At 53.6% G+C, this 25,181-nt stretch carries 27 protein-coding genes and 3 pseudogenes; 26 read left to right on the top strand and 4 right to left on the bottom strand.

The window, feature by feature from the left end; all coding sequences use genetic code 11:
* Window positions 1-41 precede the first annotated feature (41 nt).
* Window positions 42-995 (top strand): 23S rRNA pseudouridine(955/2504/2580) synthase RluC, encoded by a 954-nt coding sequence (gene rluC, locus ACWWJF_RS24945; protein ID WP_455870853.1) that lies wholly within the window; start codon window positions 42-44, stop codon window positions 993-995.
* An 83-nt stretch (window positions 996-1,078) separates the two neighbouring features.
* Window positions 1,079-1,921 (top strand): annotated as a pseudogene (locus ACWWJF_RS24940) (IS5 family transposase).
* A gap of 152 nt (window positions 1,922-2,073) precedes the next feature.
* On the opposite strand, the gene ACWWJF_RS24935 reads toward ACWWJF_RS24940, so the two are convergent.
* Window positions 2,074-2,670 (bottom strand): Maf family protein, encoded by a 597-nt coding sequence (locus tag ACWWJF_RS24935; protein WP_455871266.1) that lies wholly within the window; start codon window positions 2,668-2,670, stop codon window positions 2,074-2,076.
* A gap of 158 nt (window positions 2,671-2,828) precedes the next feature.
* On the opposite strand from ACWWJF_RS24935, the gene yceD reads away from it, so the two are divergent.
* The 8 genes from yceD to fabF all read left to right on the top strand — a co-directional run bounded on the left by yceD (window position 2,829) and on the right by fabF (window position 8,984).
* Complete coding sequence (gene yceD / locus ACWWJF_RS24930) at window positions 2,829-3,350, top strand: 23S rRNA accumulation protein YceD (protein WP_455870852.1); 522 nt, start codon at window positions 2,829-2,831, stop codon at window positions 3,348-3,350.
* Between the two features lie 16 nt (window positions 3,351-3,366).
* Window positions 3,367-3,537 (top strand): 50S ribosomal protein L32, encoded by a 171-nt coding sequence (gene rpmF, locus ACWWJF_RS24925; protein WP_455870851.1) that lies wholly within the window; start codon window positions 3,367-3,369, stop codon window positions 3,535-3,537.
* A gap of 29 nt (window positions 3,538-3,566) precedes the next feature.
* Entirely contained in the window at window positions 3,567-4,613 is a 1,047-nt protein-coding gene (gene plsX, locus ACWWJF_RS24920) for a phosphate acyltransferase PlsX (protein ID WP_455870850.1), read from the top strand.
* A 6-nt stretch (window positions 4,614-4,619) separates the two neighbouring features.
* Window positions 4,620-5,573 (top strand): beta-ketoacyl-ACP synthase III, encoded by a 954-nt coding sequence (locus ACWWJF_RS24915; protein ID WP_455870849.1) that lies wholly within the window; start codon window positions 4,620-4,622, stop codon window positions 5,571-5,573.
* Between the two features lie 18 nt (window positions 5,574-5,591).
* Window positions 5,592-6,521 carry an ACP S-malonyltransferase gene (gene fabD / locus ACWWJF_RS24910; protein WP_455870848.1) on the top strand — a complete coding sequence of 310 codons (930 nt, stop codon included), beginning with the start codon at window positions 5,592-5,594 and terminating at the stop codon, window positions 6,519-6,521.
* 13 nt (window positions 6,522-6,534) lie between these two features.
* Window positions 6,535-7,269 (top strand): 3-oxoacyl-ACP reductase FabG, encoded by a 735-nt coding sequence (fabG, locus tag ACWWJF_RS24905; protein ID WP_264643070.1) that lies wholly within the window; start codon window positions 6,535-6,537, stop codon window positions 7,267-7,269.
* Window positions 7,270-7,423: 154 nt separating this feature from the next.
* Complete coding sequence (acpP, locus tag ACWWJF_RS24900; RefSeq protein WP_012765204.1) at window positions 7,424-7,660, top strand: acyl carrier protein; 237 nt, start codon at window positions 7,424-7,426, stop codon at window positions 7,658-7,660.
* Between the two features lie 82 nt (window positions 7,661-7,742).
* On the top strand, window positions 7,743-8,984 hold the full coding sequence (gene fabF, locus ACWWJF_RS24895; RefSeq protein WP_455870847.1) for a beta-ketoacyl-ACP synthase II: 1,242 nt from the start codon (window positions 7,743-7,745) through the stop codon (window positions 8,982-8,984).
* 16 nt (window positions 8,985-9,000) lie between these two features.
* On the opposite strand, the gene ACWWJF_RS24890 is transcribed toward fabF, so the two are convergent.
* The gene (locus ACWWJF_RS24890) at window positions 9,001-9,156 is read right to left on the bottom strand and encodes a hypothetical protein (RefSeq protein ID WP_455870846.1); all 156 of its coding nucleotides are present in this window, start codon (window positions 9,154-9,156) and stop codon (window positions 9,001-9,003) included.
* Between the two features lie 23 nt (window positions 9,157-9,179).
* On the opposite strand from ACWWJF_RS24890, the gene pabC reads away from it, so the two are divergent.
* The 14 genes from pabC to ACWWJF_RS24820 all read left to right on the top strand — a co-directional run bounded on the left by pabC (window position 9,180) and on the right by ACWWJF_RS24820 (window position 20,868).
* Complete coding sequence (gene pabC / locus ACWWJF_RS24885) at window positions 9,180-9,980, top strand: aminodeoxychorismate lyase (protein WP_455870845.1); 801 nt, start codon at window positions 9,180-9,182, stop codon at window positions 9,978-9,980.
* Window positions 9,981-9,994: 14 nt separating this feature from the next.
* The gene (mltG, locus tag ACWWJF_RS24880; protein ID WP_455871265.1) at window positions 9,995-11,020 is read left to right on the top strand and encodes an endolytic transglycosylase MltG; all 1,026 of its coding nucleotides are present in this window, start codon (window positions 9,995-9,997) and stop codon (window positions 11,018-11,020) included.
* A complete protein-coding gene (gene tmk, locus ACWWJF_RS24875) occupies window positions 11,010-11,678 on the top strand; it encodes a dTMP kinase (RefSeq protein ID WP_455870844.1) in 669 nt (222 codons plus the stop codon). The genes mltG and tmk overlap by 11 nt, the downstream gene beginning before the upstream one ends.
* Before the next feature lie 2 nt (window positions 11,679-11,680).
* Entirely contained in the window at window positions 11,681-12,694 is a 1,014-nt protein-coding gene (holB, locus tag ACWWJF_RS24870; RefSeq protein WP_455870843.1) for a DNA polymerase III subunit delta', read from the top strand.
* A gap of 19 nt (window positions 12,695-12,713) precedes the next feature.
* Window positions 12,714-13,511, top strand: coding sequence for a metal-dependent hydrolase (locus tag ACWWJF_RS24865; protein WP_455870842.1), 798 nt, complete (start codon window positions 12,714-12,716; stop codon window positions 13,509-13,511).
* 308 nt (window positions 13,512-13,819) lie between these two features.
* Window positions 13,820-15,253: a PTS glucose transporter subunit IIBC gene (ptsG, locus tag ACWWJF_RS24860; protein WP_455870841.1), complete on the top strand. Its 1,434-nt coding sequence runs from the start codon at window positions 13,820-13,822 to the stop codon at window positions 15,251-15,253.
* A 185-nt stretch (window positions 15,254-15,438) separates the two neighbouring features.
* Complete coding sequence (gene hinT, locus ACWWJF_RS24855) at window positions 15,439-15,789, top strand: purine nucleoside phosphoramidase (RefSeq protein ID WP_455870840.1); 351 nt, start codon at window positions 15,439-15,441, stop codon at window positions 15,787-15,789.
* Window positions 15,790-15,793: 4 nt separating this feature from the next.
* On the top strand, window positions 15,794-16,042 hold the full coding sequence (locus tag ACWWJF_RS24850) for a DUF1425 domain-containing protein (protein WP_455870839.1): 249 nt from the start codon (window positions 15,794-15,796) through the stop codon (window positions 16,040-16,042).
* Between the two features lie 15 nt (window positions 16,043-16,057).
* Window positions 16,058-16,180, top strand: a complete 123-nt coding sequence (locus tag ACWWJF_RS24845) for a hypothetical protein (RefSeq protein WP_455870838.1) — start codon at window positions 16,058-16,060, stop codon at window positions 16,178-16,180.
* Window positions 16,181-16,200: 20 nt separating this feature from the next.
* A complete protein-coding gene (lpoB, locus tag ACWWJF_RS24840; RefSeq protein ID WP_455870837.1) occupies window positions 16,201-16,779 on the top strand; it encodes a penicillin-binding protein activator LpoB in 579 nt (192 codons plus the stop codon).
* Window positions 16,760-17,422 carry a phosphotransferase gene (locus ACWWJF_RS24835; protein WP_455870836.1) on the top strand — a complete coding sequence of 221 codons (663 nt, stop codon included), beginning with the start codon at window positions 16,760-16,762 and terminating at the stop codon, window positions 17,420-17,422. The genes lpoB and ACWWJF_RS24835 overlap by 20 nt, the downstream gene beginning before the upstream one ends.
* Window positions 17,423-17,703: 281 nt before the next feature.
* Window positions 17,704-18,548 (top strand): IS5 family transposase gene (locus ACWWJF_RS24830; protein WP_455870835.1). Its coding sequence is split into 2 segments (ribosomal slippage): window positions 17,704-18,049 and window positions 18,049-18,548, totalling 846 coding nucleotides; the frame shifts between segments, so codons are not numbered across the junction.
* Window positions 18,549-18,694: 146 nt separating this feature from the next.
* Entirely contained in the window at window positions 18,695-19,237 is a 543-nt protein-coding gene (ycfP, locus tag ACWWJF_RS24825) for an alpha/beta hydrolase YcfP (RefSeq protein ID WP_455871264.1), read from the top strand.
* A 299-nt stretch (window positions 19,238-19,536) separates the two neighbouring features.
* On the top strand, window positions 19,537-20,868 hold the full coding sequence (locus tag ACWWJF_RS24820; RefSeq protein ID WP_455870834.1) for an NAD(P)/FAD-dependent oxidoreductase: 1,332 nt from the start codon (window positions 19,537-19,539) through the stop codon (window positions 20,866-20,868).
* 71 nt (window positions 20,869-20,939) lie between these two features.
* Here ACWWJF_RS24820 and ACWWJF_RS24815 read toward each other — a convergent pair.
* Window positions 20,940-21,299: pseudogene (locus tag ACWWJF_RS24815) on the bottom strand (transposase); the annotation flags it as partial.
* 89 nt (window positions 21,300-21,388) lie between these two features.
* On the opposite strand from ACWWJF_RS24815, the gene ACWWJF_RS24810 reads away from it, so the two are divergent.
* Together ACWWJF_RS24810 and yegD are read left to right on the top strand one after the other, a co-directional pair.
* Window positions 21,389-22,596, top strand: a protein-coding gene (locus ACWWJF_RS24810) for an IS3 family transposase (RefSeq protein WP_455871263.1) whose coding sequence is annotated in 2 segments (ribosomal slippage) — window positions 21,389-21,710 and window positions 21,710-22,596 — 1,209 coding nt in all. Because the reading frame shifts where the segments join, the coding sequence is not laid out codon by codon here.
* A gap of 31 nt (window positions 22,597-22,627) precedes the next feature.
* Window positions 22,628-23,758, top strand: a pseudogene (gene yegD, locus ACWWJF_RS24805) (molecular chaperone); the annotation flags it as partial.
* A gap of 180 nt (window positions 23,759-23,938) precedes the next feature.
* Here yegD and ACWWJF_RS24800 read toward each other — a convergent pair.
* A protein-coding gene (locus ACWWJF_RS24800; protein ID WP_455871262.1) for an IS3 family transposase occupies window positions 23,939-25,146 on the bottom strand; the annotation gives its coding sequence in 2 pieces (ribosomal slippage) (window positions 23,939-24,825 and window positions 24,825-25,146; 1,209 coding nt in all).
* Window positions 25,147-25,181 lie beyond the last annotated feature (35 nt).

The raw sequence follows: 25,181 nt of genomic DNA, 5'->3' as shown, positions 1-25,181 counted from the left end.
GGAGTGGCGCTATCTGCACGGTCTATTTAGAATCGCGCATCATGAAAACAGAGAATCCATCAGTACAATTTATCGCAGTTTCTGCCGATGAAGCAGGGCAGCGTATCGACAACTTTTTGCTGGCGCGGCTTAAAGGCGTGCCGAAAAGTATGATTTATCGCATCTTGCGTAAAGGCGAGGTGCGCGTGAACAAAAAACGTACGAAGCCGGAATATAAGCTACTGGATGGAGATGTGGTGCGTGTTCCTCCCGTGCGCGTAGCGGAACTCGATGAACCAGCGGTGTCAGCCAGTCTCGATAAGGTGGCCGCGTTAGCCGATTGCATTCTGTATGAAGATGACAGCTTGATCGTGCTCAATAAACCCTCCGGCACGGCGGTGCATGGCGGCAGCGGGCTGAGCTTCGGTGTCATCGAAGGGTTGCGCGCGCTGCGGCCTGAAGCGCGCTTTCTGGAATTGGTGCACCGGCTCGATCGTGATACGTCAGGCGTATTGCTGTTAGCAAAAAAACGTTCGGCGCTGCGTGCGCTGCATGAACAACTGCGGCTCAAGGGCATGCAGAAAAATTATCTGGCGCTGGTACGCGGTCAGTGGCAATCCCATTGCAAAGTGGTGCAGGCACCGCTGTTAAAGAATATTTTGCAGAGCGGCGAGCGCGTAGTGCGGGTCAGTAGCGAAGGGAAACCCTCAGAAACCCGTTTCAAAGTGGAAGAGCGCTTTGAGCAGGCGACGCTGGTGCGCGCCAGTCCGGTGACGGGGCGCACCCATCAGATCCGCGTACATACGCTGCACGCAGGCCATCCTATCGCGTTTGACGATCGCTATGGCGACAGAGAATTTGACCGGCAACTGGCTGCTACCGGGCTGTCGCGTTTGTTCTTGCATGCGCAGTCGTTGAGCTTTGAGCATCCGGCCACCGGTGAGATGATGCGTGTCGAAGCGCCGCTTGATGGGGCATTACGCCACTGCTTACAGGTGTTGCGGCAGCAGAAATAGCATCAGTGATGTTTGGTAATCTAGGCTGTGTCCCTTAATCCCATGAGTTATACTAACTGTCTGTTTCTACATCATTTTGAACTATGGCTCGCTACGACCTTCCCGATGAAGCATGGGCTATCATCCAGGCCTTACTCCCTGCTGAACCAGCAACACCACAGGCCGGACGCCCATGGGCTGAGCATCGCATGATTATCAATGGCATGTTCTGGGGCTGTGCTCTGGTGCCCCATGGCGTGATTTACCTGAGCGATACGGCCCATGGAAAACCGTTTATAACCGCTTTAACCGATGGTCAAAATCGGGAGTCATTAACCTTATTTTCAATAAGTTACTTTCATCACTTGATGCCCATGGCCTCGTGGACTGGTCAGCGACTGCGCTGGATGGTAGCAATATCAGGGCGCTGAAATGTGCTGCCGGTGCTCAAAAAAACATCCCGATATCACCGGAGATAATGGTCTGGGTCGCTCTCGAGGTGGTTTTGGCACCAAAATCCATATGGCTACAGACGGAAGTGGTCTTCCGTTAAACATCGTGTTGAGCCCCGGTCAGGCTCATGAAAGTCAGTTTGCACTACGTCTTTTGGACGGTATTGGTGTTCAACGCCAGAACGGCAGTATGAAACGCCGTGGTCATGCGGTACTCGCTGACAAGGCGTACTCCGGGCATGTATTCGTAACGAGCGGAAAAACAGAGGTATAAAAACTGTCATCCCCCGAAAATCCACTGAAAAAATGGCGGTGGATGGTCGTTCAAAGCTCGATCGTGACGCCTACCGCAATCGGAACGTTGTTGAGCGGTGCTTTGGCCGTCTGAAAGAATACCGTCGCATTGCGACACGTTACGACAAAACGGCGAGGAATTATCTGGCAATGTTGAAACTGGGCTGCATCCGCCTGTTTTACCAGAGGTTATGTAATTAAGGGACACAGCCTAGCTAAAACAGTAACTCCCGCCACCAACCGTCATTCCCGCGAAGGCGGGAATCTCGTGCTGAAGAAACGCGTTTATTCTCACAGGGATCCCCGGCTTTTGCCGAGGATGACGAGAGGGACTGTGACGTGGTGCGTGCTGGTTACCCTAATCCGGTCAGTGTTAATGGGTTGACGCCCTCATGGCGCAGCATCTCGCATAGCGCAATAAGCGGCAGGCCAACCAAAGTATTGGGGGCGCGTCCGGAAAGTTTATTAAACAGGGCAATCCCCAATTCTTCACTTTTGAAACTGCCTGCACAGTGCCACGGCTGCTCTCGCGCCAGATAGGCCGCAATGTCTTCCTCACTCAGCGCACGAAAATGCACGTCAAAGGGCTCGACCTGCGATTGCAGCGCGCCACTGGCGCTGTTGAGCAACGCCAAACCGGTATAAAAGGTGACGCGGTTACCGCTGGCCTGACGCAACTGCTGCGCTGCCTTTTCCGCAATCAGCGGTTTTCCTGTAATAACACCGTTAAGCACGCAGACTTGGTCGCCACCGATAATCAGGTGCGCAGGATAACGAGTAACCAGCGCTTGCGCTTTTTCCCGTGCCAATCGCTCAACCAGCGCGACGGCGCTTTCTTGCGGACGTGGCGTTTCATCGATATAGGGATTGGCACACTGAAAAGGCAGTCCCAGCTTGGCGAACAGGCTTTTACGGTAAGGAGAGGTAGAGGCAAGCACAATCTGAGACATAATTTTTACGATAAACCGTAGCTTAATCAAAAAAGGCATTTTACACTGTGCGCCGCTGAGAAAGCGAATCTGGACGATCGCGAATCTTGATAAAATAGTAAGACAACGCCGCCTTTTCCTTTGACTCTAAGTCGTTACGACGTTAATATGCGCGCCCTATGCAAAAGGTAAAATTACCCCTGACCCTGGATGCGGTTCGCACGGCTCAAAAACGTTTAGACTATGTTGGTGTCTACACGGTCGAACAAGTTGCACGCGTTGCCGAGTCTGTGGTCAGTGTGGATAGTGATGTTCAGGTCTCTTTATCGTTTCATATCGATAATCAGCGTCTGGCGGTGATTAACGGCAGTGCACAAGTGGCCGTTACGCTGATGTGCCAGCGCTGCCAAAAGCCGTTCGAACATCAGATTCACACCACATTTTGTTTCAGTCCTGTCGTCAATGACGAGCAGGCAGAGGCTCTGCCGGAAGCGTATGAGCCAATCGATGTCGATGAGTTTGGCGAGGTCGATTTGCTGGCGATGGTTGAAGATGAGATTATTCTCGTATTGCCCATCGCTCCGGTACATGATTCTGAACACTGTGAAGTGTCCGAAGCGGACATGGTGTTCGGTAAACTGCCTGAAGAGGTGGAGAAACCGAACCCGTTTGCCGTATTAGCCAGTTTAAAGCGTAAGTAATTAAGGAGTAAGGTCCATGGCCGTACAACAGAACAAACCTAGCCGTTCCAAACGTGGTATGCGTCGTGCTCACGATGCGCTGACCAGCTCTTCTGTTTCCGTAGACAAAGTTTCTGGCGAAACTCATCTGCGTCACCACATCACTGCGGATGGCTACTACCGCGGTCGCAAGGTTATTGCCAAATAATTCTCGCGAATTATTAGCAAGGCAATACCTTGACACGCCTCACACTGGCGTTAGATGCAATGGGCGGGGACGTCGGTCCCTTCGTAACGGTGCCTGCGGCATTGCAGGCACTGGCTTCTAATCCGGGTCTTCACTTGTTATTGGTCGGCGATCCCGCTGCGCTTCATCCATTACTCGCCAAAGTCGATTCTGCTTTACTGTCCCGGTTGGAAATTGTGCCGGCTGAATCGGTTATTGCGAGTGATGCGCGTCCGTCGCAGGCGATCCGTGCCAGTCGTGGTACGTCGATGCGCATTGCGCTGGAACTGATTAAAACGGGTAGGGCACAGGCGTGCGTGAGTGCCGGAAATACCGGTGCCTTGATGGGACTGGCGAAACTGTTGCTCAAGCCGTTGGAAGGTATTGATCGTCCTGCTTTGGTGACGGTGTTGCCGCATCAGCAGCAGGGCAAAACGGTGGTGCTGGATCTGGGTGCCAACGTCGAGTGTGACAGGGCGCAATTGGTACAGTTTGCCGTGATGGGTTCAGTGATGGCCGAAGAGGTGCTGTCGCTGCACAATCCGCGCGTTGCACTGCTGAACATCGGCGAAGAAGAGACCAAAGGCATGGCCGCGATTCGCGATGCGGCCGCGCAGTTAAAGAATACGCCCTCGATTAACTATATTGGTTATCTTGAAGGCAATGAGTTACTGACGGGCAAAACCGACGTGATGGTCTGTGACGGCTTTGTGGGTAATGTCACATTGAAGACGATGGAAGGCGTGGTAAGGATGTTCCTGTCACTGCTCAAATCGTCGTCGACGAATGTCGGACGTAAAGCGAAGCAAGCGTGGTGGCTCACGTTGATCGGCCGTTTTATCCAAAAGCGATTGGCGAAACGGTTCGGTCATCTCAATCCTGATCAATATAATGGCGCATGTCTGTTAGGGCTGCGGGGTACCGTGATAAAAAGCCATGGCGCGGCAAACCAACGGGCGTTTGCCGTCGCTATCGCACAGGCAATGCAGGCGGTGCAGCGGCAACTTCCCGACAAGATTGCGGCGCGCCTGAAAACTGTATTACCCAAGAGTGACTGAGCGTACATGTATACTAAAATAATCGGAACGGGCAGTTTTTTGCCTGAACAAATCAGGACGAACGCTGATTTAGAACAATTGGTCGACACTTCCGATGAGTGGATTGTGACGCGCACCGGTATCCGTGAGCGCCGCATTGCCGGGCCGGATGAAAACGTGGCGACCATGGGACATCAGGCCGCTCTGAACGTGCTGGAGATGGCGGGCATCGATAAGGACAAGATTGGCTTGCTGATTGTTGCAACCACTTCCTCTACGCACGCATTTCCGAGTGCCGCCTGTCAGATTCAGCAGATGCTGGATATCCGCGATACTATCGCTTTTGACGTCGCCGCGGCTTGCGCAGGGTTTACCTATGCGCTCAGCATTGCCGATCAATACATTAAAAACGGCGCGGTAGATTACGCGTTGGTGATTGGTTCAGATACGCTGGCGCGTACTTTGGATCCTGCCGATCGCGGTACCATTATTCTGTTCGGCGACGGTGCGGGCGCGGTCGTGTTGGGCCAGTCGGAACAACCCGGCATCTTGTCAACCCACCTGCATGCAGATGGTCGCTATGGCCACCTGTTGACGCTGCCTCATCAGGATCGTGCGCATCAGGATCAACCTGCCTATCTGACCATGGCTGGCAACGAAGTGTTCAAAGTAGCCGTGACGGAACTGGCGCATATCGTTGAAGAAACGCTGCATGCCGCACAACTCGACAAGAGCGAGTTGGACTGGTTGGTGCCGCATCAGGCTAACCTGCGCATCATCAGTGCCACGGCGAAGAAATTGGGTATGGGCATGGACAAGGTTGTGGTGACACTCGATCGCCACGGCAATACGTCGGCTGCTTCCGTACCCAGCGCGCTGGATGAAGCAGTGCGCGATGGACGGATAAAACCCGGTCAGCTGATCCTGCTGGAAGCCTTTGGCGGCGGGTTCACCTGGGGTTCTGCGCTGGTTCGTTTTTGATCAAACGGGACGTTTAATATGACGCAATTTGCAATGGTATTTCCGGGGCAAGGTTCCCAGACAGTCGGCATGTTGGCTGAACTGGCAGCACAGTACCCGGTAGTACAAGAAACCTTTGCCCAGGCTTCTGAGGTATTGGGTTACGACTTGTGGCAGCTCACTGCACAAGGCCCAGCGGAAGAACTGAATAAAACCTGGCAAACCCAACCGGCACTGCTGACGGCGTCAGTGGCGATTTGGCGGGTGTGGCAGCAGCAGGGCGGCAAACAGCCCGCACTGATGGCCGGCCACAGCCTGGGTGAATATTCGGCACTGGCATGCGCCGGTGCTCTGGACTTTCAGGAAGCGGTGCGTCTGGTTGAGCTGCGCGGCAAACTGATGCAGGAAGCCGTGCCGGAAGGTACGGGCGCGATGTACGCTATTATTGGTCTGGATAACGATGCTATTGCGGCTGCCTGTGAAGCTTCTGCCGAGGGGCAAGTGGTTTCTCCAGTGAATTTCAACTCGCCGGGACAGGTGGTGATTGCAGGTAACAAAGAAGCCGTTGAGCGTGCTGGTGTAGCTTGCAAAGCCGCCGGGGCCAAGCGTGCGTTGCCGCTGCCGGTGAGTGTGCCTTCCCACTGCGCGTTGATGAAGCCTGCGGCAGAAAAGCTGGCAGAGGCGTTAAAAACGATTACAGTTACTACGCCAGCCATTCCAGTGGTTAACAACGTTGATGCGCGTAGCGAAACCGATCCTGATGCCATTCGTGCGGCGCTGGTGAAACAGCTTTACAGCCCGGTGCGTTGGACCGAGTGTGTCTCCTACCTTGCGGCTCAAGGCGTTGAGAGCTTGCTGGAAGTGGGACCAGGCAAAGTGTTGACGGGGCTGACAAAACGTATTGTTGACACCCTAAGTGCGGCGGCAGTTAACGATCCGGCTTCACTGTCTGCGGCCTTGGAACAATAAAACGGAGAGTACCATGAGCTTTGAAGGAAAAATTGCCCTGGTAACGGGTGCAAGCCGCGGTATTGGCCGTGCGATAGCAGAAACGCTGGTGGCTCGCGGTGCCACTGTGGTGGGAACCGCTACCAGCGAAAATGGCGCGCAAGCCATCAGCGAGTGGTTGGGTGCCAATGGCAAAGGGTATATGCTCAACGTCGCCGATCAGGCGTCCGTTGAAGCGGTATTGACAGCGATTCGTGCGGATTTCGGTGAAATCGACATTTTGGTCAACAACGCAGGCATTACGCGTGATAACCTGTTGATGCGAATGAAAGACGACGAATGGCAAGATATCATCGACACCAATCTGACATCGGTATTTCGTCTGTCAAAAGCGGTGTTACGTGCCATGATGAAAAAACGCTTTGGCCGTATCGTCACCATCGGCTCCGTAGTGGGAACCATGGGGAACGGCGGACAAGCGAACTATGCGGCAGCGAAAGCGGGCCTGATCGGTTTTAGCAAATCGCTGGCGCGCGAAGTTGCCTCACGTGGCATTACTGTCAATGTGGTTGCGCCAGGTTTTATCGAAACCGATATGACGCAGGCATTGACAGAAGAACAACGTGCAGGCATTTTGAGCCAGGTTCCTGCGAACCGACTTGGGGACGCGAAAGAGATCGCCAGTGCTGTTGCTTTTTTGGCCTCCGATGAGGCTGGTTATATTACGGGTGAGACGTTGCATGTCAACGGCGGCATGTATATGATCTAATTAGCTCGGAATTTATTTGCGTTATTTGCGGTGAAAACCGCAAAGTAGCACAAAATCGTGGTTAGACCAGCCGTGATTTTGTTGCATCTTTTTCAACATTTTATACACTACAAAAACCATCGCGAAAGCGAGTTTTGATAGGAAATTTAAGAGTATGAGCACTATCGAAGAACGCGTTAAGAAAATCATCGTTGAACAGCTTGGTGTTAAACCGGAAGAAGTGGTTAACAACGCTTCCTTCGTTGATGACCTCGGCGCTGATTCTCTTGACACCGTTGAACTGGTAATGGCGCTGGAAGAAGAATTTGATACTGAAATTCCAGACGAAGAAGCAGAAAAAATCACAACTGTTCAGGCAGCCATTGATTTTATTCAGGCTAACCAGCAGTAAGCGAACATATCTAGGCGGTCACCCGACCGCCTAAGTTTTCTTTGTCGCGCAGTGTCATATTTTCCCTCCCTGGAGGACAAGCGTGTCTAAGCGTCGTGTAGTTGTGACCGGACTGGGCATATTAACTCCTGTCGGCAATACAGTTGAGTCCACCTGGAGTGCTCTTCTTGCCGGTCAGAGTGGCATCAGCCTGATCGACCATTTCGATACTACTGCCTATGCAACCCGTTTTGCTGGCTTAGTAAAGGATTTCAATAGTGAGGATTTCATCTCGCGCAAAGAAGCGCGCAAGATGGATGCCTTTATCCAATACGGTATTGCTGCTGGCATTAATGCCATGCGTGATTCCGGTATTGAAGTGACGGAAGAAAACGCGACGCGCTTCGGTGCGGCGATCGGTTCCGGTATTGGTGGCTTGGGGCTCATTGAAGAGAACCACTGTTCACTGGTGAACGGCGGTCCGCGTAAAATCAGTCCGTTCTTTGTCCCTTCCACCATTTTTAACATGGTTGCTGGGCATCTGAGCATCATGTTCGGACTGCGTGGTCCGAGTATTTCCATTGCCACTGCCTGTACTTCTGGCGTGCATAATATCGGCCATGCGGCGCGCATCATTGCTTACAACGATGCAGATATTATGCTTGCTGGCGGCGCGGAAAAAGCCAGTACGCCTCTGGGCGTTGGTGGATTTGGCGCAGCCCGTGCACTGTCCACACGTAACGACAGTCCTCAGGCGGCAAGCCGTCCGTGGGATAAAGATCGTGATGGTTTTGTGCTGGGTGACGGTGCCGGGATCATGGTGCTGGAAGAGTATGAACATGCGAAGAAACGCGGCGCGAAAATTTACGCCGAAATCGTTGGTTTCGGCATGAGCAGCGATGCCTATCACATGACGTCACCGCCGGAAAATGGCGCTGGCGCTGCGTTGGCGATGCAAAATGCCCTGCGCGATGCAGGTATTACCTCGGCCCAGATTGGGTATATCAACGCGCATGGTACCTCTACGCCAGCGGGTGATCTGGCGGAAACGCACGCAGTCAAATCTGTGTTTGGTGAACAAGCGAGCCGCGTAATTGTGAGCTCAACCAAATCCATGACCGGCCACCTGTTAGGGGCTGCGGGTGCTGTGGAATCTATCTTCACGGCGCTGGCGTTGCGCGATCAGGCTGTTCCGCCGACCATCAATCTGGATAACCCGGACGCAGGTTGCGACCTGGATTTTGTACCGCATGAAGCACGTCAGGTTTCCGATATGGAATACACACTGTGTAACTCCTTCGGTTTTGGCGGCACTAACGGTTCACTAGTGTTCCGCCGCGTGTAATGGCGCAGCGATACCGCTAAAAGCCCGGGCAACCGGTTTTTTTTTGCCTGTCACTCACCATTGTGGGCAGGGCATAATTCAGAACGCGCCACTTGTTGCCGTCATGGGTTACTGGCACTCTGAACGTCACGCTGTTGCCACTACCCTTGGCGTTGTTGGCATCGGCGTTCATGAATCTGTGGGTGAGGACAGCGTATGTTTTGGATAAATGGCCAGGCGCAAGAGCAGATAGCCGTTACCGATCGTGGCCTCCAGTATGGTGACGGGTGCTTCACCACCGCACGCGTGCTGGAAGGCAAGATCGTGTGGTTGCCATTGCATATGGCGCGGTTACGTCAGGACACTGCGCGTTTGCATATTCCGTTTGCGGCATGGGATAGACTGCAAGCCGAAATGGAGCGGGCGGCGCAGTGCGTGGAGCAAGGCGTAGTGAAAACCATCGTAACCCGTGGTAGTGGCGGACGAGGTTACAGCACGCTGTCGTGCAGCGAACCGACACGTATTGTCATGCAGACGGGCTATCCTGCTCAATACACCAAATGGCCCAAGCAGGGCATCACTCTTGGCATCAGTCCGGTCACGTTGGGGCGCAATCCTCGATTGGCGGGCATTAAACACCTGAATCGTCTGGAGCAGATCCTGATACGCCAGGAGATGGAAGCGCAAGGTGTCGATGACGTGGTGGTGCTTGACACTGAGGGCTGCCTGGTGGAATGCTGTGCGGCTAATTTGTTTTGGTGCAAAGGCTATCAGGTATTTACGCCGGATTTGTCACTCGCGGGTGTGAGCGGTGTGGCTCGTCAGCAGGTGATGACCCGCTTGGCTCAGTATCCCGATTATCAGCTTCAGCTAGTGCGTGAACCTGTTACGACGCTCGCCGATGCTGATGAAGTGTTTGTTTGTAATGCATTGATGCCGGTGCTTCCGGTCAATCAAATTGATACCTGGTGTTATCGCTCCAGAGCGTTGTACCAACTACTGAGCCCTAACGGTTAGTCGATGGTTGAATGATGAAAAGAAAGAAGACGCTATTTTCCCTGCTGGTGGTGATGGTACTCGCCTCGGCACTCGGCGCTGCATGGCATAACCTGCAACAGTTTGCCCGCTCGCCGCTGTTGATTGAACAGGAGACCATTTTCACCCTCCCGGTCGGAACCGGCAGAGAAGGGCTGGAAACCTCGCTGACAGAACAGCAGGTGATCCCTCCAACGGTGCTGTTTCAGTGGCTGCTGCGCGTGGAGCCCGAATTGGAAAAGTTCAAAGCGGGCACCTATCGCCTGATGCCGGGTATGACGGTACGGGAGATGCTGGCGTTGCTGGCGAGCGGCAAAGAGGCGCAGTTCTCTATTCGTTTTGTCGAAGGATCGCGACTGCGTGACTGGCTAGAAACGTTGAAAACCGCACCCTACCTGACGCACAGCGTACAGGATAAAACGCCGCAAGAGATTGCTGCACTGCTGGACATTAAAGAGGCGGACAACCCAGAAGGCTGGCTCTACCCTGACACTTACCTTTACACTGCAGGCACGCGCGACAGCGATCTGCTGCTGCGTGCGCATCATCGTATGCGTAATGTGGTAGACGGAGTGTGGAAAAACCGCGAGACGGGGTTGCCCTATGCGTCGCCTGAGGAACTGCTGACCATGGCCTCCATCGTAGAAAAAGAGACGGCAGTTAAAGAGGAGCGCCCTCAGGTCGCGTCGGTGTTTGTAAATCGTCTACGCGCAGGCATGCGTCTGCAAACCGATCCTACCGTGATTTATGGTATGGGTGAGGATTATCGTGGTGTGATAACGCGTAGCGCACTGGACACCGCCACGCCGTATAATACCTATGTGATTGCCGGGTTGCCGCCGACGCCAATCGCCATGCCGAGCCGAGCTGCACTTGAAGCCGCCGCGCATCCGGCAAAAACAGATTATCTTTATTTTGTGGCGGACGGGAAGGGGGGGCACCGTTTCACGACCAACCTTGCCGATCATAACCGTGCATTGCGCGCTTACCGCTCAACGCTGAAGGACCGGGATGAACAGTAAATTTATCGTGATTGAAGGATTGGAAGGCGCAGGTAAAACCAGTGCGCAGAACACCGTATTAGCGACATTGCGTACGCACGGCGTGCAGGATGTGGTTTTTACCCGAGAACCGGGCGGTACGCCATTGGCCGAGCGGCTACGTGACCTGATAAAACAGGGTGCCGACGACGAGAGAATCACGGATAAAGCTGAATTATTGATGCTCTATGCTGCGCGTGTACAGCTGGTGGAAAATGTCATCAAACCCGCCCTGGCGCGGGGCAACTGGGTGATTGGCGATCGCCACGATCTCTCCTCGCAGGCTTATCAGGGCGGCGGGCGTGGTATGGATCAACAGCTCATGCAGTCACTGCGTGATACCGTGCTGGGCACATTTCGTCCCGATCTTACTTTGTACCTTGATATTCCGCCGGAGCAGGGGTTGGCGCGTGCACGCCAGCGCGGTGCTCTCGACCGCATTGAGCAGGAATCATTGGATTTCTTCGCCCGTACCCGTGCACGTTATCAGGCGCTGGCTGCCACCGATGCCACCATCGTTACCATTGATGCCTCAAAACCGTTGGACAAGGTGAGTGCGGATATTGAAGCCGCTCTGGTTCAGTGGCTTGGTCAGCAACAGGCACAAGATGCTGCACCGTTGTCGGTACAGGAGCGCTAAGTATGGAATGGTATCCCTGGCTGAATGGGCCCTATCGGCAACTGATTGAGGGATATCAGGAGGGGCGAGCGCACCACGCGGTGCTGCTGCACGCGTTGCCGGGTATGGGACGCGAATCGCTGGTGTATGCGTTATCAAGACGCGTGCTGTGCCAGAAGCCAGAGGGCATGAAAAGCTGCGGCGAATGCCATTCCTGTAAATTGATGATGGCAGGTACGCACCCGGACTGGTATGCCCTCAACCCGGAAAAGGGCAAACAGACGTTAGGGGTTGATGCGATACGCAGCGTATTGGAAAACCTCTATCAGCGTTCACGGCAGGGGGGTGCCAAGCTGGTATGGATTGAAAACAGTGAGCAGTTGACTGAAGCGGCGGCCAACGCGTTGTTAAAAACCCTGGAAGAACCGCCAGAAGCGACCTATTTTTTGCTGGGTTGCCATGAGCCAACACGTTTGCTGGCGACGCTGCGCAGCCGCTGCCTGCACCTTTATCTGCCTACGCCTGGCGAAGCACAAAGCGTTGTCTGGCTCAATAAACGGCACCCTGCGTCTGAGCAGGCGCTGCAAACCGCGCTGCGTTTGCAGACCGGTGCGCCGCTGGCGGCTGAGCACCTGCTGCAAGATGATACCGCACGCCAGCGCACGGCATTATGTCAGGCGCTGGCAAACGCGGTGTCAGCGCGTGCGTTTTATTCGCTGTTGCCGCAACTGAACCATGATAACGCACCGGAGCGTCTTCACTGGCTTTCCTCGCTGCTACTGGATGCGTTAAAAATACAGCGTGGAGCCGCGAGCGCGCGCGTTAACCTCGATCAGGATGCGCTGATAGCGCTGTTAGCTAGCCTGTTACCCGCTACGGAAATAGACGCTGTGCTTGCTCGTTGGCTGCGTTGCCGTCATCAGCTCCTGACGGTGACAGGCGTAAACCGTGAACTCCTGTTGGCCGATGTGTTGCTGGAATGGGAACAACGGTTCCAAACGGCAAACCTGAATTCTCTCCCTTCTTTCTCTGTTTGATAAGCGTTGAGTAAATAGCATGTTATTAGTGGATTCGCACTGCCACCTTGATGGTCTGGATTATCAATCTCTGCATAAAGATGTGTCTGATGTGTTGACCAAAGCGCGGGCGCGTGACGTAGGCTTTGTGCTGGCGGTGGCAACCACGCTGCCCGGTTATCGCACCATGCGTGAACTGATGGGCGATCGCCCTGGAGTGGCTTATTCGTGCGGTGTGCATCCTCTCAATCAGGACGCACCGTATGATTATGCTGAGCTACGCCAACTGGCTGCTGATCCACTCGTGGTGGCGATGGGTGAAACCGGCCTCGATTACCACTATCAGCCGGAAACACAGGCACAACAGCGTGATTCCTTTCGCGAACACATTCGCGTCGGCTGTGAGTTAAACAAGCCGGTTATCGTGCATACCCGCTCGGCACGTCAGGATACCCTTGATATTCTGAAAGAAGAGGGAGTTGAGCGCTGTGGTGGCGTGTTGCACTGCTTCACTGAGGATATTGCCACGGCGCGCACGCTGCTGAATATGGGGTTCTATATCTCGTTTTCAGGCATTGTGACGTTTCGTAATGCAGACGAACTTCGTGACGTTGCCCGGTTTGTTCCACTGGATCGCCTGCTGGTTGAAACCGATTCCCCTTGGTTGGCCCCGGTGCCGTTTCGTGGTAAAGAGAACCAGCCTGCCTACGTGCGCGATGTTGCCGAGTATCTTTCCGTCCTAAAATGTGTTGATATTGCACAATTAGCAGCGGTTACCACAGAGAATTTTTCCCGCCTGTTCCACATCGATTCACAGCAGTTGACCGCCGCCGTTTAGTGTTTAAAATGGCCGAGTTTTTTTGTGCTGCGTAATTAATTGACGCTCATCTGTGCGCTGGTTGGTTGTTTCGCCACCAGTGACAGAGGTTGTGCCCGTCTTTTACGTACAGAAATGGCGATTTTGTGCGCTACTCGATCTGTTGGCGCAATGAAACGTGATAGCAGTCAAACATTGAATGACCCATTTATTTTACTCTGCGTAAAAATTAAAAGAGGGATAAATCCCTCAAATAACAAAGGGTATCCTCCCCGCCTTTTGTTGCTATAACGCCGTAAAAGCACTATTACTCAGGAGCACACTCAATTATGTTCAAGAATGCATTTGCCAACCTGCAAAAAGTAGGTAAGTCGCTGATGCTGCCTGTTTCCGTATTGCCCATTGCAGGTATCCTTCTGGGTGTCGGATCGGCCAACTTCAGCTGGCTGCCGGCCATCGTCTCAAGCGTGATGGAGCAAGCGGGTGACTCCGTATTTGCGAATATGCCACTGATTTTTGCCATCGGCGTTGCCCTCGGTTTTACCAATAATGATGGGGTTTCCGCGCTGGCGGCCGTTGTTGCCTACTGCATTATGGTGAAAACGATGGCAGCGGTGGCTCCACTGGTGCTGCAACTGCCGCCTGAGGTGATCATCAAAGAACACCTGGCGGATACCGGGGTGCTCGGTGGGATCATCGCCGGTGCGATTGCGGCCTATATGTTTAACCGTTTCTACCGTATCCAGTTGCCGGAATACCTGGGCTTTTTTGCCGGTAAACGCTTTGTGCCGATCATTTCTGGTCTTACAGCGATTATCACCGGTGTGGTGCTCTCCTTTATCTGGCCACCGGTAGGGACCGCAATCCAAACGTTCTCACACTGGGCTGCCTATCAGAACCCGGTGCTGGCATTTGGCCTGTACGGTATTGTTGAGCGTTCGCTGGTGCCGTTTGGCTTGCACCATATCTGGAATGTGCCGTTCCAGATGCAGATCGGTGAATTCACCAACGCGGCGGGCCAGGTGTTCCACGGTGACATCCCTCGTTACATGGCCGGTGACCCGACTGCGGGTAAACTGGCGGGTGGCTTCCTGTTCAAAATGTACGGCCTGCCGGCGGCGGCGATTGCTATTTGGCACTCCGCCAAGCCGGAAAATCGCGCTAAAGTGGGCGGTATTATGCTCTCTGCGGCATTGACCTCGTTCCTGACCGGGATCACTGAACCGATTGAGTTCTCCTTCCTGTTTGTGGCACCGATCCTCTACGTGATCCATGCCATTCTGGCGGGCCTGGCGTTCCCCATCTGTATCCTGCTGGGCATGCGCGATGGCACCAGTTTCTCCCACGGTTTGATTGACTTCGTAGTGCTGAGCGGCAACGGCAGTAATCTGTGGCTGTTCCCGATCGTTGGCCTGTGCTACGCGCTGGCTTACTACACCATCTTCCGTGTACTGATTGCCAAACTGAACCTGAAAACGCCGGGCCGCGAAGAGAGCACCTCTGAACAGTCTGCGCAGAACAACAGTGAAATGGCGGCGGCGCTGGTGACTGCCTTTGGTGGCAAAGAAAACATCACCAATCTGGACGCCTGTATTACGCGTCTGCGCGTGAGCGTCGGTGATGTCGCCAAAGTGGATCAGGCCGGCCTCAAAAAACTGGGTGCAGCTGGCGTTGTTGTTGCGGGCTCCGGTGTACAGGCAATTTTTGGTACTAAATCTGACAACCTGAAAACGGACATGGACGATTACATCCGTAATCACTGATTCGTTGTCCGGGGAGTGATAAAGGGAGCGTAAGCTCCCTTTTTTATTGGGCGCTGACCTGCGGTGACAAAGTCGAAATTCAAACATCTGAACAAGAAAAAACAGAAAGAAGGTTGAAAGCAACCGAAAGTGTCACTAATACTGCCGTAACCATTCGGCGTTACACGTTTATAAGGAACTCAAACATGGCTGAAGAAACCATTTTCAGTAAAATTATCCGCCGGGAAATTCCTTCCGACATCGTCTATCAGGATGAACTGGTGACGGCCTTTCGTGACATCGCGCCTCGCACGCCAACGCACGTTTTGATCGTGCCTAACGTATTGATTCCGAACGTAAACGATGTTTTGCCTGAGCACGAACAGGCATTGGGAAGATTGTTCACCGTCGCCAGCAAGATTGCGCGCGACGAGGGCATTGATGAAGACGGTTATCGTCTGATCGTTAATTGCAATCGCCATGGCGGCCAGGAGGTCTATCATATTCATATGCACCTGCTGGGTGGACGTCCTCTGGGGCCATTGTTGTCGGACTAACTTCATGAACTTCCAGATTGTGCGCGGCCTGTTATCTGCTGTATTGGTGCTGGGGGTTGTTGCGTGTTCCAGCACACCACCCGTGTTGGCCATCAATGAGCGGCAAACGTTAGTGCTCGATGCTTCTCTGTTGTCCGCTGGGATTACGGCATCAAAACCCGATCTGACCACGCGCAGTGAGGGCGGAAGTGCTTGGGCGGTACTGCGCAATACGTCATCCCAGGCGGTGACGGTGCAGTACCGCTTCTACTGATATGACGGAAAAGGGTTGGATGTGCTGCCTTATGACGATGTGCGCAGCGTTCTGGTGCAGGCGCAGAGCGAAGTGCGTATTTCTGGCGCGCACGAGGGGCAGAATGTTCAGCAAGTTCGCCTCTATCTGTTTCTGTAAAAGTGTTTAGAGAGGAACGCATGAAAAAGTATCTTGTGCTGCTGTTCGGGGCGATGGTATTGACCGGTTGTATGACCCGTCCGCCAGAGCAACAGCCACCGGCGCAGATCGAACCGGTGCAACCGTCCCAGCCGGAAGTGGTCACGCCGCCGCCGGGGCAGCCGGTGCCTACGCCTCCGAAAATTCAAACCCTGAACTGGGAAGGTAGTGTCGGGCCTTTAGTGGCACAAATGCGACAGGCCAGCGGCGTAGCACCCGGCAGTATCCTGCTGGTTGACAGCGTGAAGAACAACACCAACGGCTCACTGCCGGTCGCGAAAGCGACAGCGGCGATTTATGATGCGCTGGCGAGCGGCAACGCGTTCACGCTGGTGCCACGTGAACAGGTGGCCGTGGCGAAACAGACGTTAGGGTTATCGGCAGAGGACAGTCTGGGTTCGCGCACTAAGGCGATTGGCCTGGCGCGCTACGTGAGCGCGCAGTATGTGCTCTACAGCGATGTCAGCGCTGATGTGAAAACCCCGCAGTTGGACATGCAACTGATGCTGGTGCAAACCGGTGAAATCGTATGGTCGGGAAATGGTGCCGTCCAACAGTAAATTGGCGCTTGAGCGTCTGCTTGCGCAACACTTTCCGGCGGTTGATACCGCCGGTTTTCATTTTGAAGCGGTGAACGGTTCGGGACGCGGCTGTTGGCGCGTTCGCGTGGGCGATCGTCAACTGCTGGCGCGGCCACAAACCACCGAGGCGGCGCAGTTGGGCGTATTCAGGCAACGTGAATACCGGGTGTTACGCCAACTCTCTGGACGGCAGTTGGCTCCTAAGCCTGTTGTGTACCGCGACGGTTGGCTCATCGTGGAATGGGCCGCAGGGGCTACGGTGTCTGCGCAGGATTTTTCAGGCGTATTGGAAAACGGATCGCTGGCAAAACTGCTCAGCCAGCTTCACTGCCTGCCGTGTTGTGGCTTTCGTTTGAATTTACCGGCGCAGTTTATCCATCATTGGCAAAATATGGATCCGCGTCGACGCTCGCCAGCGTTACTGCGCTGGCACCACCATTTTCAGCGTAAAGCTCCGCCTGACTTGCTCGCGTGGGCACCGTTTCATCTAGACGTACATAGCGAGAATGTGTTGATCACGCCGCAGGGGGCGCTGCTGCTTATCGATTGGGAATACGCCGCCGATGGAGATATTGGACTGGAACTGGCGCTGTTGGTGCGTGGCAATGGGCTTGACGTTTAGTCGCAACGGCGCTTGCTGCGAACCTACCAGCAGCAGCGGCCCGGTTTGTGCGCGCAGGCGTTGAACACATCGGTTCAACAGTGGCTGCCCTGGGCCGATTATCTTATTCTGATGTGGTGTGATGTGTGCTGGCATCAAACGGGACAAACGGCGTTTTTAGCGGCAGGTTCGGCATCGCGTCGTGCTCTTGGGCTAAACACGTAATCCGGGCGAATAATCTAGGCTGTGCCCCTTAATCCCATGAGTTATACTAACTGTTTGTTTCTAAATCATTTTTAACTATGGCTCGCTACGACCTTCCCGATGAAGCATGGGCTATCATCCAGCCCTTACTCCCTGCTGAACCAGCAACACCACAGGCCGGACGCCCATGGGCTGAGCATCGCATGATTATCAATGGCATGTTCTGGGGGCTGTGCTCTGGTGCCCCATGGCGTGATTTACCTGAGCGATACGGCCCATGGAAAACCGTTTATAATCGCTTTAACCGATGGTCAAAATCGGGAGTCATTAACATTATTTTCAATAAGTTACTTTCATCACTTGATGCCCATGGCCTCGTGGACTGGTCAGCGACTGCGCTGGATGGTAGCAATATCCGGGCGCTGAAATGTGCTGCCGGTGCTCAAAAAAACATCCCGATATCACCGGAGATAATGGTCTGGGTCGCTCTCGCGGTGGTTTTGGCACCAAAATCCATATGGCTACAGACGGAAGTGGTCTTCCGTTAAACATCGTGTTGAGCCCCGGTCAGGCTCATGAAAGTCAGTTTGCACTACGTCTTTTGGACGGTATTGGTGTTCAACGCCAGAACGGCAGTATGAAACGCCGTGGTCATGCGGTACTCGCTGACAAGGCGTACTCCGGGCATGTATTACGTAACGAGCGGAAAAACAGAGGTATAAAAACTGTCATCCCCCGAAAATCCACTGAAAAAATGGCGGTGGATGGTCGTTCAAAGCTCGATCGTGACGCCTACCGCAATCGGAACGTTGTTGAGCGGTGCTTTGGTCGTCTGAAAGAATACCGTCGCATTGCGACACGTTACGACAAAACGGCGAGGAATTATCTGGCAATGTTGAAACGGGGCTGCATCCGCCTGTTTTACCAGAGGTTATGTAATTAAGGGACACAGCCTAGGCACGGTGCGCCAGATAACCTGTCATCGGTCAATGCAGGCATAATCCATCAGGTGTATTATCAAAAAAGCGTTTGCTTGTTGTGATAGGCGGTGAAATCTGGCGTTGGTCGTATCCGGAGGATGAGATTCAGATGATTATCTACTTGCATGGCTTTGATTCCACTAGCCCTGGCAACCATGAAAAAGTGTTGCAGTTGCAGTTTATTGACCAGAACGTTGAGCTACTGAGTTACAGTACGCTTCATCCTCGGCATGATATGCAACATTTGCTCAAACAAGTCGACAAGCTGATCCAGCGTGCGCAGGACGAGCGGCCGCTGATTTGCGGTGTAGGGCTGGCCGGCTTTTGGGCCGAACGTATCGGCTTTTTATGTGATATTCGCCAGGTCATTTTTAATCCAAATCTGTTCCCGCAAGAGAACATGGCAGGAAAAATCGACAGGCCCGAAGAGTATGCGGACATTGCCACCAAGTGTGTCGCTAATTTCCGTGAGAAGAATCGCGACCGCTGTCTGACTGTGCTGTCGCGCAACGATGAAATGCTCGATAGCCAGCGCAGTGCCGCATTGTTGGGATCGTTCTATGAAGTCATTTGGGACGACATCCAAACGCATAAATTCAAAAGTATCTCGCCGCATCTTCAGCGCATTAAAGCGTTTAAAACGCTCGGTTAATCGATAACAACTCTACCCCCCTTTCCCTGCCACGGCGTTTGACGTTCCTCGTCTAACGTCGTGTGTCCTATACTGATATCAGCACCTGCAAAATAATTTGATGAATTCAAAAGGAAATTTTTTGCCGCGAATCAAGAGGATAAAAAATAAATTGATATATACCAATTTTGGTATGACTAAATGACCTAACGTGCTATTCTTCCCACAGATTTGGCATTTAACTTATGAGAACCCTATGTAATATAAGGATGTTATTTTTTACGCCTTATTAACTATTGGTTCACAATCAGGGGGTCGTTTTGACATCAGCACTTAAAAAAATTGTTATTGTCGGCGGTGGTGCCGGCGGTTTGGAATTAGCCACCAGCCTGGGCCATAAGCTGGGCCATAAGCTGGGCCATAAGCTGGGCCATAAAAGCAAAGCTGAGATCACCTTGGTCGATCGTAATCAAAGTCATTTATGGAAACCGCTGCTGCACGAAGTGGCGACAGGTTCGATGGATGATGACATTGACGCGCTGAGCTATCTGGCACATGCGCGCAACCATGGCTTCCATTTTCAGTTAGGCACGCTGATGGATATCGATCGTGACAGTCAATGTATTCGACTGGCCGAAATCGATAACGATCAGGGTGAAATGCTGGTGGCTGAACGTTCGCTGCCCTATGACATTCTGGTGATCGCGCTAGGTAGTATCTCCAACGATTTCGGCACCACAGGCGTTAAAGACAATTGTATTTTTCTCGACAGCCCCAAACAGGCGCGCCGTTTCCACAATGAAATGCTCAACCTGTTCCTGAAATTTACCTCAAACGCTAATGACGACAAGGAAAAGGTCAACATTGCTATCGTCGGCGGCGGTGCAACTGGGGTGGAACTCTCCGCAGAACTGCATAATGCGGTGAAGCAACTGCACAGCTACGGTTTTGACGGGCTGGATAATCAGGCACTGAACGTCACGCTGGTAGAAGCCGGTGAGCGCATTTTGCCCGCGTTGCCGCCGCGCATTTCTGCCGCAGCACATCAGGAGTTGACCAATATCGGTGTACGTGTTCTGACCAAAACGATGGTCACGGAAGCGAAACCCGGTGGTTTACACACCAAAGAGGGCGAGTTTATCGAAGCTGATTTGATGGTGTGGGCCGCTGGGATCAAAGCACCCGATGCCATGAAAGAGATTGCCGGTCTGGAAACCAACCGCATCAACCAACTGGTGGTTGAACCGACGCTGCAAACCACGCGCGATCCGAATATCTATGCCATCGGCGACTGCGCATCGTGCCTGCAACCCAGCGGCAGCGTTGTCCCGCCGCGTGCCCAGGCGGCGCACCAGATGGCGACACGTTGCTATCACAATATCCTCGCCCAGCTCAACGGTCAGGCCCTGAAGCCTTATGTTTACAAGGATCACGGTTCGTTGGTGTCGCTGTCTAAATTCAGCACCGTCGGCAGCCTGATGGGTAACCTGATGCGTGGATCGGTGATGGTGGAAGGACGCATTGCGCGTGTGGTGTATATCTCACTGTACCGTATGCACCAGATTGCCTTGCACGGCTACACCAAAACCGGGTTGATGCTGCTGGTGGGCGGTATTAACCGCGTGATTCGTCCGCGCTTGAAACTGCATTAACCTACGGGTTCTACAACGTGCTGCCGGTTGGGTGGCACGTTTCCCGGTCCTGAAGGGCTAGGCTGTGTCCCTTAATTACATAACCTCTGGTAAAACAGGCGGATGCAGCCCCGTTTCAACATTGCCAGATAATTCCTCGCCGTTTTGTCGTAACGTGTCGCACTGCGACGGTATTCTTTCAGACGGCCAAAGCACCGCTCAACAACGTTCCGATTGCGGTAGGCGTCACGATCGAGCTTTGAACGACCATCCACCGCCATTTTTTCAGTGGATTTTCGGGGGATGACAGTTTTTATACCTCTGTTTTTCAGCTCGTTACGTAATACATGCCCGGAGTACGCCTTGTCAGCGAGTACCGCATGACCACGGCGTTTCATACTGCCGTTCTGGCGTTGAACACCAATACCGTCCAAAAGACGTAGTGCAAACTGATGTAGCCCCCTGTAACACCAGACAGTCGCTGTATCTCCAGATAAGAGATAGGCTTAGATATATGTCTAACAATCATGCTAATTTTGAAATGACCGGGATCCTGTTAGGGCAAGAAGTCCGTAAGCGTAAAACTCCGCAAGAGAAAATCGCCATCATTCAGCAGACAATGGAGCCGGGGATGAACGTCTCCCATGTAGCCCGCCTGCATGGCATCCAGCCCAGCCTTTTGTTTAAGTGGAAGAAGCAATACCAGGAAGGAAGCCTCACCGCCGTTGCGGCCGGAGAAGAAGTGGTTCCAGCTTCGGCGCTGGCGACTGCCCTCAAGCAGGTCCGGGAGCTACAGCGCCTTCTGGGTAAGAAGACGATGGAAGTTGAGATCCTCAAAGAAGCAGTGGAGTACCGCCAGTCGCGAAAATGGATAGCGCACGCGCCCTTGTTGCCAAAGGACGGGGAATAGCTCTGGTCAGCCGCGCCATGAGCGTGTCGCGTGCGCAGCTGTCACTGCGGGTTAACCGTTCTGCCGACTGGCTGGACAGGCGCAGCAACCGGCGTAATGACGAAGCTGATGCTGAGATATTATCGGACATCCTCCGTATCATCAGCGACATGCCCAGTTACGGTTACCGCCGAGTGTGGGGTATCCTGGGTAAGCAACGTCGTGCAGAGGGACTTCCACCGGTGAACGCCAAACGGCTTTACAGGATAATGAGCGAGCATAACCTGCTGTTGTTGCATGATAAAACTGAACGTCCGAAGCGGGAGCATAAAGGCAAAATCGCGGTAGCAGAGAGCGATATGCGCTGGTGCTCAGATGGCTTCGAGTTCGGTTGTGACAACGGCGAGAAGCTGCGGGTGACGTTCGCACTGGACTGCTGCGACCGGGAGGCCATAGACTGGGCAGCGAGCACCAGGGGTTATGACAGTTCAACCGTGCAGGATGTGATGCTGAGGTCGGTGGAAAAACGCTTCGGTAGCGCGCTGCCGGATAAACCAGTGCAATGGCTGACGGATAATGGTTCAGCGTACACAGCGCATGAAACGCGGAAGTTCGCCAGAGAACTGAATCTGGAGCCCTGCACAACAGCAGTGAGCAGTCCACAGAGTAACGGCATGGCAGAACGGTTCGTGAAGACGATGAAGGAAGATTACATCGCCTTCATGCCAAAACCTGATGTGCGAACAGCGCTGAAGAACCTTGCAGCGGCGTTCAATCATTACAATGAAAACCATCCGCACAGTGCGCTGGGATACAACTCCCCAAGAGAATATCGGCGCCAGCGGGCATCGTTAACTTAAGAGACAAAAGCTGTCCGGAGATGGTGGGTCAAGATCAAACCGCGATGAAGATATTGCCGTTGACACCCATAGCGTACACTTCGGACAAGCGGCGCTGGCGCGTTATATGGATGACCCGCAAGAAGTGTGGTTCGTGAAATCCCCCAAGTCATTCTTGGGGGCGGTAGGACTGAAACCGCAGCAGATCGCCTTTTTTGAAGATCTGGTGTGCGCCATGATGTTGCATATTCGCCAGCAGGCGGGAGATGCCATCACACAGGCGGTGATTGGTCGGCCAATCCATTTCCAAAGCATCGGTGGCGATGCTGCGGATAAGCAAGCACAGGACATTCTTGAGCGCGCAGCAACCCGCGCCGGGTTTCGTGAGATCGCATTTCAGTTTGAGCCTGTCGCCGCCGGGCTGGATTTTGAAGCGACGCTACAGCAGGAAACTCGGGTGCTGGTAGTCGATATAGGCGGGGGGACCACCGACTGCTCGATGCTGCTGATGGGGCCTGCGTGGCACCGCAAGCAAGAGCGCCACGACAGCCTGCTGGGACACAGCGGATGCCGTACTGGCGGCAACGATCTCGATATCCAACTGGCCTTCAAACAGTTTATGCCGCTGCTCGGCATGAATGGCATGACGGAAAAAGGCATTGCACTGCCGACCTTGCCTTGGTGGAATGCGGTCGCCATTAACGATGTGCCGGCGCAGAGTGCTTTTTACAGCAATGCAACCCGCACTTTGATCAACGAGATGATCCGCGATGCGCGTGAACCGGCACAGGTCAAACGCTTATTGAGTGTCTGGCAGCAACGCTTGAGCTACCGCTTGGTGCAACAAGCAGAAGCCTGCAAAATTGCCTTATCCGATAAGCCTTTGACCGATGCTGCACTGGCGTTTATCGAAACCGCGCTAGAAACACGCGTCTCTGCTGAAGAGATGGTTCAGGCGATTGTTCAGCCTGTATCGCAGATTCAAACCCAGATTCGCCAGGCGTTGGATGACAGTGGAACACGTCCAGATGTCGTCTATCTGACCGGCGGCAGTGCGCGCTCGCCGCAATTGCGTCTGGCGGTACAACAAACATTGCCTGATGTGACTATCGCCAGCGGCGATGATTTTGGTTCCGTCACCGCCGGATTGGCACGCTGGGCAGAATTGCTGTTTCCGCGTTAAACGGTGAGTAACGCGTGAGGTTGCTGACAACACCACTTAAAACTCTCATCCCGCTTACTTCCAGTCATTCCCGCGAAGGCAGGAATCTCGTACAGGCTAAACGCGTTCATTCGGCCAGAGATTCCCGGCTTTCGCCTAGGGTGTGATCTTGACCCACCATCTCCGGACAGCTTTTGTCTCTTAAGTTAACGATGCCCGCTGGCGCCGATATTCTCTTGGGGAGTTGTATCCCAGCGCACTGTGCGGATGGTTTTCATTGTAATGATTGAACGCCGCTGCAAGGTTCTTCAGCGCTGTTCGCACATCAGGTTTTGGCATGAAGGCGATGTAATCTTCCTTCATCGTCTTCACGAACCGTTCTGCCATGCCGTTACTCTGTGGACTGCTCACTGCTGTTGTGCAGGGCTCCAGATTCAGTTCTCTGGCGAACTTCCGCGTTTCATGCGCTGTGTACGCTGAACCATTATCCGTCAGCCATTGCACTGGTTTATCCGGCAGCGCGCTACCGAAGCGTTTTTCCACCGACCTCAGCATCACATCCTGCACGGTTGAACTGTCATAACCCCTGGTGCTCGCTGCCCAGTCTATGGCCTCCCGGTCGCAGCAGTCCAGTGCGAACGTCACCCGCAGCTTCTCGCCGTTGTCACAACCGAACTCGAAGCCATCTGAGCACCAGCGCATATCGCTCTCTGCTACCGCGATTTTGCCTTTATGCTCCCGCTTCGGACGTTCAGTTTTATCATGCAACAACAGCAGGTTATGCTCGCTCATTATCCTGTAAAGCCGTTTGGCGTTCACCGGTGGAAGTCCCTCTGCACGACGTTGCTTACCCAGGATACCCCACACTCGGCGGTAACCGTAACTGGGCATGTCGCTGATGATACGGAGGATGTCCGATAATATCTCAGCATCAGCTTCGTCATTACGCCGGTTGCTGCGCCTGTCCAGCCAGTCGGCAGAACGGTTAACCCGCAGTGACAGCTGCGCACGCGACACGCTCATGGCGCGGCTGACCAGAGCTATTCCCCGTCCTTTGGCAACAAGGGCGCGTGCGCTATCCATTTTCGCGACTGGCGGTACTCCACTGCTTCTTTGAGGATCTCAACTTCCATCGTCTTCTTACCCAGAAGGCGCTGTAGCTCCCGGACCTGCTTGAGGGCAGTCGCCAGCGCCGAAGCTGGAACCACTTCTTCTCCGGCCGCAACGGCGGTGAGGCTTCCTTCCTGGTATTGCTTCTTCCACTTAAACAAAAGGCTGGGCTGGATGCCATGCAGGCGGACTACATGGGAGACGTTCATCCCCGGCTCCATTGTCTGCTGAATGATGGCGATTTTCTCTTGCGGAGTTTTACGTTTACGGACTTCTTTCCCTAACAGGATCCCGGTCATTTCAAAATTAGCATGATTGTTAGACATATATCTAA

The sequence above is a fragment of the Symbiopectobacterium sp. Eva_TO genome (assembly GCF_053848865.1).
This window is presented reverse-complemented; position numbering and strand designations above follow the sequence as displayed.